This is a genomic window from Azospirillum sp. Sh1 (assembly GCF_008365135.1).
Classification (GTDB): Bacteria; Pseudomonadota; Alphaproteobacteria; order Azospirillales; family Azospirillaceae; genus Azospirillum; species Azospirillum oryzae.
The window spans coordinates 554004-562792 of the sequence record NZ_VTTK01000001.1; the positions used below are offsets into that span (position 1 = coordinate 554004).

Here is an 8789-nt window from a genome sequence, read left to right on the forward strand (position 1 = left end):
CGCGGGGGTACTCCTTGGCGTATCGATTGGGTGGAGGGAGGTTGAGGCTGGTTTGTAGCCGAGCGCGCGGCGAGGCTCAAGAAAAGCCGGGCCGCTTGTGGCGCATGGACGGTTCTTTATCACGGCGCTGGTCTTCCGCGCGGTCGCGGCTAAGCTTCGCCGCATGACACAGAACTTCATCCTGTCCGTGACGGACACCCCCGCCCCGGCCGACTTGGCCGGAGTCTTCGAAGGCCTGCGCGCCTACAACGAGGCGTCGCTCGGCCGCCCCTACGACCGCCGCGACCTTGTGGCGGTCGCCCGCGACGCGGACGGCACGCTGAAGGGCGGGCTGGTCGGCTACACCAACTGGGACTGGCTGTATGTCGACCTGCTGTGGGTGGACGATTCCACCCGCGGCAGCGGTCTCGGCGGCCGACTGCTGGCCGCGGCGGAGGCAGAGGCCAAGACCCGCGGCTGCCGCTGGTCGCGGCTCTACACCTACGACTTCCAGGCGCCGGGCTTCTACCCGAAGCAGGGCTACGAGGTGTGGGCGGAAATGGAGGGCTATCCGCCTGGGCACAAGCAGATCTGGTTCAGGAAGGATTTGGCCTGAACGAGAGTGCCCTCTCCCAGGTCGGGAGAGGGGCTATTCCCCCCGCTGCCGCGCCTGTTCCTTGCGCTTGCGCAGGTTCTCGCGCAGGCGGGCGGCAAGGCGCTCATCACGGTCTTTTGCCGCCGGCTTCGGCTTCACCGGTGCCGGCGGGGTGTCCATCGTCTCGGCGGTGTCGTCCATCGGCGCGGCTCCGCAACCAGCCTCACAGGCGGGTGTCAGTGGTCGGAATGATGCAGGATCTGGTCGCGCAGGCCGGTCTCGTAAGCGACGCCGGTGGCGGTCAGGATCGCCGCGCCGGGGGTGCGCTTCACGATGCCCTTGCGCTCCAGGATGGTCCAGACGGCGTCGTTCTGCAGCCCGGTGGCGTCCTTGGCGGCGACCACGGCATGGCCGAGGTGGAAGTGGTTGCCGTGGGCATGCGGCAGGGAGGTGATCTGGAAGCCCCCCTCCTCATCCTCGGCCGGGGCGTTCTCCAGACGGGCGATCTCCTGCAGAAGGGTCAGGGTGCGCAGCTGCAGCGGGTTCAGGTTCAGCGGATTCTTCTTCGGGGGCATCGATGGTCTCATCGGTCCTGGTGTGTCGCGGTTGCGCAGTAGACCGGCAGGGCGGATCGGCTGTCAAGCATGCGAACCGGTCACGGGATGGTCGCGGATGCAGGCTGGCGCCCCGGTCGCCGCTGGGGCATAAGACCGTCGGACCATCGTCATATCAAGGTGTCGGACCATGACCATCCTCGTCACAGGGGCCGCCGGCTTCATCGGATCGCATGTCGCGGCGGCTCTGCTGGACCGCGGGGAGAGCGTGCTCGGCCTCGACAACCTGAACGACTATTACGCGGTGGCGCTGAAGGAGGCGCGGCTCGCCCGGCTGACCGGCCGGCCCGGCTTCCGCTTCATCAGGGCCGACATCTCCGACCGCGCGACGGTGGAGGGGCTATGGCCGCAATTCGGCGACGTGACGGGCGTGGTCCATCTGGCGGCGCAGCCGGGCGTTCGCTACTCCATCGAGAACCCCTACGCCTATGTCGATGCCAACGTCACCGGTCAGGTGACGCTGCTTGAGGCGGCGCGGCGCATGCCGGGTCTGAAGCATTTCGTCTATGCCTCGACCTCCTCGGTCTATGGCGCGAACCGCAAGATGCCGTTCTCGGTGGAGGACCGGGTGGACAGCCCGGTGTCGGTCTATGCCGCCACCAAGAAGGCGGCGGAGATGCTGGCCTTCACCTACAGCCATCTCTACCGGATGCCGATGACGGGGCTGCGCTTCTTCACGGTCTATGGCCCGTGGAGCCGCCCGGACATGGCGACCTGGCTGTTCGCCGACGCCATCACCGCCGGCCGGCCGATCCGCGTCTTCAACGGCGGCAAGATGAAGCGCGACTTCACCTATATCGACGACATCGTCGCCGGCGTGCTGGCCGCCCTCGACCGCCCTGCCCCGGTCGATGCGGAGACCGGTGCCCCGCACCGCGTCTTCAACCTCGGCAACAACCGGTGCGAGGAACTGATGCGGTTCATCACCGTGCTGGAGCAGGCTTTCGGCCGCGAGGCCGTCAAGGTGATGGAACCGATGCAGGCCGGCGATGTGCAGGAGACCGCCGCCGACATCGAACTGAGCCGCCAGGTGCTGGGCTTCGAACCGAAGACCCCGATCGAGATCGGCCTGCCCCGCTTCGTGGAATGGTACAAGGGCTATCACAAGCTCTGAGCCTTCCCCTACCCCTCCACCACCCGAGCCACCATGACCTCCACCGCCTATTCGACCGCGCTGATCGGCGTCTTCCTGCTGTGTCTGGCCGTCGGCTGGTACCTGTCGACGCGGGTGCTGCGCTATCTGCTCGCCAGCAGCATCATGGACATCCCGAACGAGCGGTCGAGCCATCAGGCCCCCACCCCGCGCGGCGGCGGCTGGGCGGTGATGCTGACGGTGGTGCCGGTCTTCGCCATCGCCGGGATCGCCTTCGACCGGATGCTGGAGACGGCGGCGGTGCTGCTGGGCACGCTGGCGTTGATGGGGGTGTCGTGGATGGACGACCGGCGCACCCTGTCGCCGCTGCTGCGGTTGGCGGTGCAGGCGCTGGCGGTGGCCTTCGGGCTGCTGGCGCTGCCGTCCGACCAGATGGTGTGGCAGGGCTGGCTGCCCTGGGGCCTGGACCGGGCGGCGACCGCCTTCCTTTGGCTGTGGTTCGTCAACCTCTATAATTTCATGGACGGGATCGACGGGCTGGCCGGCAGCGAGACGATCCTGATCGGCGGCGGCGTAGCGCTGGTTTCGCTGGTGATGGGCGATTTCGGGCTGACCGGAGTCGCCGGGGCGGCGCTGGCCGGGGCGGCGGCGGGGTTCCTGACCCACAATTGGCGGCCGGCCCGCATGTTCATGGGCGATGTCGGCAGCATCCCGCTCGGCCATATCCTGGCCTTCCTGCTCGCCTCGCTGGCGGCGCGCGGCGACTGGGTGGCGGCGCTGATCCTGCCCGCCTATTACCTGACCGACGCCACCATCACGCTGCTGCGCCGGCTGCTGCGCGGCGAGAAGATCTGGCAGGCCCACCGCGAGCATTTCTATCAGAAGGCCGCCAAGGGTGCGGGCCGGCACGACCGCGTGGTGCTGACCATCATCGGTTACAGCCTCGTCCTCGTCGTCGCGGCGCTGGCCGCCGGAAGCTTCGGCGCCTGGACGCTCCTGCCCGGTGCCATCACCGTCGCGCTGCTGCTGGCGACGTTGACGCGCATGTCGAAAGCCTGATTCCGATGACCACAGCCTTCCTCGACCTCTCCGTCGTCCTCTACCACCCCGATCCGGAGCTGCTGGCCCGCTCGCTCGACACCATCGCCGCCGCCGCCGACCGGCTGGCGGAAGCAGCCGGCGTGCAGACCCGGCTGTGGATCATCGACAATGGCGCACCGAAGGGCAGCGATCTTGCGTCGAACCCGTTCCGGCTGCTGTTGGACCGCTATGCCGAGGCCGGCCGGTCGCCGGTGACGCTGATTGCCGGACATGGCAATGTCGGCTACGGCTCCGGGCACAATCTGGCGATCCGCCGGGGCGACGCGCCATACCACCTGATCCTGAACTACGACATCCTGCTGGAACCGGACGCGCTGCTGGCCGGCTGGCGCTATATGGAGGCGCACCCGCGCACCGTGCTGCTGACGCCCAAGGTGTTCGGCCCGTCGGGGGAACAGGAGTTCCTGTGCAAGCGGCGGCCGACCGTGCTGGATTTGGGTCTGCGCGCTTTCGCCCCTGCCGCGGTCAAGCGGCTGTTCGCAAAACGGCTGAACCGCTACGAGATGCGCGACGTCACCGGCGACGACGTGGTGACCGGGCTGGAGCAGGTCAGCGGCGCCTTCATGCTGTTCCGGCGCGACGCGCTGACCCGGCTGGGCGGCTTCGACGACGGGTACTTCCTGTATTTCGAAGATTTCGACCTGTCGCGCCGGGCAATGGCGCTGGGCGAGATCGCCTATGTGCCGGACGTGCGCATGGTGCATTTCGGCGGCAAGGCGGCGCGCAAGGGCAGCGCGCATATCCGCATGTTCGCCCGGTCCGCCCTACGCTTTTTCAATACCCACGGATGGCGGCTGGTCTGAACTGTGCGACTTCCGCAGCCCCGGCCGGCCGCGGGTCTTCAGCAGCAGCGGGTTCCAGGCGATCATGCGGGCGACCTGCCCCAGCGTCGCCTTGCGGTCACGCTGGATGACGCGGCGCTTGGCCATCATGCGCGGCAGGCCGCACAGCGCATCGCGGATGCCGCGGCCGATGGCGCCGGTGCGGTCGCTGCCCAGGCTGCGGAACACCAGATAGACCACCAGCAGCGCATGGCCGGCGAAGGCCAGCGGCAGCAGCGGCAGCGGCATGTTCTTCACCATCGTCCACACCAGATTGCGGACACCGTGATACTGGGCGAAGGTGCCGTACTGCTTGGACACGCCGCTGCTGACATGCTCCACCACCGCGTCGCCGACCTGCACGGCCGGACCGCCGTTGAGACGGATGCGGAAGCCGAGGTCGACATCCTCGCAATAGCAGAAGAAATCCTCGTCGAAACCACCGACCGCCTCGAAATAATCGCGGCGGTACATGGCGGCGGCGGCGCAGGGCGAGAAGACTTCGCCGCTGTAATAGGGCGGCTTCAGCATCCGTCGGTAATTGACCCGCCAGGCGAAGCCGAAAATGGAATACTGGTCGCCCTCGCCGTCGATCATGCGGGGGTCGTGCGAGAACAGCTGGGTCGAGCCGAACATCGCCACGTCGGGCTGCGCCTGGGCGGCGGCCTGCAGCCGCTCCATCCAGTCGCGGCGCGGGAAGGCGTCGGGGTTCAGCGTGACGATCCAGGGGACGGTGGCACCGGCGGCGCCGATGTTGTTGGCCTTGGCGAAACCGACATTGCTGTCCAGCCGGACCATGCGGAACCGCGGATCGGCGGGCAAGGCGATCCCGTCGACGTCCTTCGACGCATTGTCGACGATCACCACCTCGAAGGCAGGGTCGGTCTGGTCGAGCAGACAGCCAATGACGCGATTGACGAACTCGGCGCAGTTAAAGCTGACGATGATGATCCGGCTGTGCCGATCATTTGCACCGTCCACAATGTGTGACATGTCTTGGTAGCGTCCTTATTCACGCGTCCCTATTCAGCTTATAGCCATTCCCACCACCAACCGAAAGCTGGAAAAGGGTTCTGGGACTTTGCGCCGTGGCGTCACCCGGCCAAACCGGATACTAAGGCATGGTTCAGTCCATGATACGATACCAGCACGGACATTCCTGCCCATGCGCGTTCTCCTGACCGGCGCCACCGGCTTCGTCGGCCGCCACACCGTCCCGCTGCTGGCCGCCCGCGGACACCGGGTGCGCGCCGCCCTGCGCACCACCAGGGAAGGGCCGTGGGAACCGGCGGCGGTCGGCGACATCGGTCCCGACACCGATTGGACCGCGGCGCTGGAGGGCGTCGATGCGGTGATCCACATGGCGGCCCGCGTCCATGTGATGCGCGACAAGGCCGCCGACCCGCTGGCGGAGTTCCGCCGCGTCAACACCGCCGGCACCGTCAGGCTGGCGGAGCAGGCGGCCGCCGCCGGGGTCAAGCGCTTCGTCTTCCTCAGCAGCATCAAGGCGATGGTGGACGAAAGCCGCCCCACCCCGCTGGACGCCGCGGCGCCGCCCGACCCGCACAGCCCCTACGGCATCTCCAAGCTGGAGGCCGAGCAGGCGCTCGCCGAAATCTCCGCCCGCACCGGCATGGAGGTGGCGGTGATCCGCCCGCCGCTGGTCTACGGACCCGGCGCCGCCGGCAACATGCGGGCGCTGGTGAAGCTGGTGGCGACCGGCCTGCCGCTGCCGCTCGGCGGCATCCACAACCGGCGGAGCCTGATCTATGTCGGCAACCTCGCCGACGCGGTGGTGACGGTGCTGGAACATCCGGACGCCGCCGGCGGGACTTTCCTGGTTCAGGACGGGGAGCCGGTTTCGACCGCCGATCTGGTGCGCGCCATCGCCGCGGCGCTGGGCCGGCCGGCGCGGCTGGTTCCGGTGCCGCGCGGCCTGATGGCGCTGGGGGCGGCGCTGACCGGCACGCGCGCGGTGTTCGACCGGCTGGCCGGCACGCTGACGGTCGATGACGGACCAATCCGTAAAAGGCTCGGCTGGCGCCCGCCCCATGACCTTGCGTCCGGGTTGCGCGCCACTGCGGAATGGTTCAAAGCTTCCCGCGGCTGATTACCGGGCTGGATCCGCCATCGCTGGCTCCAGCTGCCGAACGAAAGAACAAGGTTTAGCGGCATGCGTATCCCGTCCGCACGGGCATCCCTGGTTTTCCTGCACGATCTGGTGATGACCGGGGTTGCCCTGGTCGTTGCCCTGTACCTGCGGGTGGGCGGCTCCGCCTTCGGTTTGTATTTCGATGCGCTGGTCATCGCGCTGCCGACGTTGGTCGGTATTTCGGCAGCCGTCTTCGTGCTGTTCGGGCTGTACCGCGGCATCTGGCGCTATGCCTCCATCCCCGACCTGATGCAGGTGGTGCGCGCCGTCACGGTGGCGGTGCTGTGCTTCGTCCTGGCGATGTTCCTGCTGACGCGCGCGGAGCTGCTGCCGCGCTCCCTGCCGCCGATTCTGTGGCTGGTGCAGATGCTTCTGCTCGGCGGGCCGCGCTTCGCCTACCGCTTCATGAAGGACCGCCGCTTCAGCTGGGCCGAGGCGGTGGAAGGCGTGCCGCGCATCCCTGTCCTGTTGCTGGGCGTCGGCGACGCGGCGGAGCTGTTCATCCGCTCGCTCGACCAGCCGGGCCAGTCGGCCTATCGCGTCGTCGGCATCCTGGACGACAAGGGCAGGCGCATCGGTCATGCCGTGCGCGGCGTGCCGGTCCTGGGCGGCCCGGACGATCTCGAGCAGGTGGTCCAGGCGCTGGACCGCAAGGGAGAGCGGCCGCAGCGGCTGATCGTCACCAAGGGCGATGCCGAGTTGAAGGGATCGACCCTGCGCAGCCTGCTCGACCGGGCAGAGGCGCTGGGACTGGTCCTGTCGCGCCTGCCGAGCCTGACCGAGTTCAAGTCGGCGCTCGGCGAAGGCAAGGGCGTCGAGGTGCGGCCGATCGCGCTGGAGGATTTGCTGGGCCGACCGCAGGCAGTGCTGGACCGCGGCGCCATCTCTGGGCTGATCGGCGGGCGGCGGGTGATCGTCACCGGCGCCGGCGGCACCATCGGCAGCGAACTGGTCCGCCAGATCGCCACGCTGGGGCCGGAGCGGCTGATCCTGCTCGATGCCGGGGAGTTCAACCTCTACAGCATCGAAATGGAAGTGCGGGAGAAGTTCCCCGGCCTCGACACCCGCGCGGTGATCGCCGACGTGCGCGACCGCGACCGCATCATGCGCCTGTTCCAGGACGAGCACCCGGCCCTGGTCTTCCACGCCGCGGCGCTGAAGCATGTGCCGCTGGTGGAGGCCAACCCGTGCGAAGGCGCGCTGACCAACGTCATCGGCACCCGCAACGTGGCGGACGCCGCGCGCGCCGCCGGCTGCCTCGCCATGGTGCTGATCTCCACCGACAAGGCGATCCGTCCGACCAGCGTCATGGGGGCGGCCAAGCGCTTCGCCGAGACCTATTGCCAGGCGCTGGACGTGCTGCCGCCGCGCGACGCGACGGAACAGGCCACCCGCTACATGACCGTGCGCTTCGGCAATGTGCTGGGCTCCTCCGGCTCTGTCGTGCCGCTGTTCACCCGCCAGCTGGCGAAGGGCGGTCCGCTGACCGTTACCCACCCCGACATGCGCCGCTATTTCATGACGGTGCGCGAGGCGGTGGAGCTGGTTCTGCAGGCCTCCGCCCACGGCGCCACCCGCACCGAGGACCGCGGCAAGATCCTGGTTCTGGACATGGGCGAGCCGGTGAAGATCGCCGACCTCGCCCGCCAGATGATCCGGCTGGCCGGCTATCGGCCGGGCGTCGACATCGAGATCGCCTATACCGGCCTGCGCCCCGGCGAGAAGCTGTTCGAGGAAATCCTGACCGCGGCGGAGGCGCCGAGCCGCACCGAGGCCGACGGCGTCTTCCTCGCCTCCCCCCGGCTGATCGACTATGCCCTGATCAACCGCGCGGTGGGTGAGTTGGAGGCGGCGGCGCGCGCAGGAGACGGCGAGCGGGTTCTGTCGATCCTCGGCACCGTGGTGCCCGATTTCCGCGCCGAGGCGGTGCTTCCGACCGCTGCGACGCAGGCTTGACGGCAGTCAGGACTCGCGTCATCCCCCATCGGCCGTCATTCCCGCGAAGGCGCACTGCTGTCCGGGATTTTTGAATGGATTGCAGCTGCACGGCAGACACAGCCAGTGTTTTGGCCCAAAATCGCAGTCGCCAAACATAGATTTTGAGGTCTGCCGTGCTGTTCCAAGCTAGCGGATTTTTGCGCCTTGTGGAACCTCTGGACCGTCGTTGTGTGAACGGGATTGTCGCGCGGCACCGGGGCAATCATGGTGTTGGGAGTGGTGACAAGGGCTGGACGTGCCAACGGCACCTCAAGGCGATGCTTTTCGCCCAGTTTGCCGGGCTGAAGAGCCTTCGCGAGATTGCGGAGGGCTTGGCGGCCCAACCGGCTGGGCTGTACCACACCGGGCTGCGGCCAGTGAGCAAGAGCACGCTCAGCGATGCCTCGGCGGCACGGCCTGCGGCGGTGTTCCGCGAGATTGCCGAACTGGTCATGGG

Annotated in this window: 10 protein-coding genes; 7 read left to right on the forward strand and 3 right to left on the reverse strand. The window is 68.1% G+C overall.

The features are described from left to right. Positions 1-163: 163 nt before the first annotated feature. The gene (locus FZ029_RS02660; protein ID WP_149267889.1) at positions 164-595 is read left to right on the forward strand and encodes a GNAT family N-acetyltransferase; all 432 of its coding nucleotides are present in this window, start codon (positions 164-166) and stop codon (positions 593-595) included. A gap of 33 nt (positions 596-628) precedes the next feature. Here the strand turns inward: FZ029_RS02660 and FZ029_RS32865 are convergent, their stop codons facing one another. Together FZ029_RS32865 and FZ029_RS02665 are read right to left on the reverse strand one after the other, a co-directional pair. Further along, entirely contained in the window at positions 629-775 is a 147-nt protein-coding gene (locus FZ029_RS32865) for a hypothetical protein (RefSeq protein WP_188051801.1), read from the reverse strand. A 35-nt stretch (positions 776-810) separates the two neighbouring features. After that, complete coding sequence (locus FZ029_RS02665; RefSeq protein WP_149198138.1) at positions 811-1149, reverse strand: hypothetical protein; 339 nt, start codon at positions 1147-1149, stop codon at positions 811-813. A 169-nt stretch (positions 1150-1318) separates the two neighbouring features. Here FZ029_RS02665 and FZ029_RS02670 point away from each other — a divergent pair, with 169 nt between their 5' ends. The 3 genes from FZ029_RS02670 to FZ029_RS02680 are packed head-to-tail and all read left to right on the forward strand — an operon-like array spanning position 1319 to position 4185. Further along, the gene (locus tag FZ029_RS02670) at positions 1319-2302 is read left to right on the forward strand and encodes an SDR family NAD(P)-dependent oxidoreductase (protein ID WP_149267890.1); all 984 of its coding nucleotides are present in this window, start codon (positions 1319-1321) and stop codon (positions 2300-2302) included. A 33-nt stretch (positions 2303-2335) separates the two neighbouring features. Further along, on the forward strand, positions 2336-3340 hold the full coding sequence (locus FZ029_RS02675) for a glycosyltransferase family 4 protein (protein ID WP_149267891.1): 1005 nt from the start codon (positions 2336-2338) through the stop codon (positions 3338-3340). 5 nt (positions 3341-3345) lie between these two features. Continuing rightward, on the forward strand, positions 3346-4185 hold the full coding sequence (locus FZ029_RS02680; RefSeq protein WP_149267892.1) for a glycosyltransferase: 840 nt from the start codon (positions 3346-3348) through the stop codon (positions 4183-4185). On the opposite strand, the gene FZ029_RS02685 is transcribed toward FZ029_RS02680, so the two are convergent. Then, positions 4147-5196, reverse strand: a complete 1050-nt coding sequence (locus tag FZ029_RS02685) for a glycosyltransferase family 2 protein (RefSeq protein ID WP_149267893.1) — start codon at positions 5194-5196, stop codon at positions 4147-4149. The genes FZ029_RS02680 and FZ029_RS02685 overlap by 39 nt on opposite strands. Before the next feature lie 172 nt (positions 5197-5368). On the opposite strand from FZ029_RS02685, the gene FZ029_RS02690 reads away from it, so the two are divergent. The 3 genes from FZ029_RS02690 to FZ029_RS02700 all read left to right on the forward strand — a co-directional run. Beyond that, complete coding sequence (locus tag FZ029_RS02690; protein WP_149267894.1) at positions 5369-6313, forward strand: SDR family oxidoreductase; 945 nt, start codon at positions 5369-5371, stop codon at positions 6311-6313. 63 nt (positions 6314-6376) lie between these two features. After that, the gene (locus tag FZ029_RS02695; protein WP_149267895.1) at positions 6377-8311 is read left to right on the forward strand and encodes a nucleoside-diphosphate sugar epimerase/dehydratase; all 1935 of its coding nucleotides are present in this window, start codon (positions 6377-6379) and stop codon (positions 8309-8311) included. Between the two features lie 155 nt (positions 8312-8466). Continuing rightward, positions 8467-8789, forward strand: a 323-nt coding sequence (locus FZ029_RS02700) for a DUF4372 domain-containing protein (protein WP_188051802.1), incomplete at its 3' end; no start/stop codon positions are given.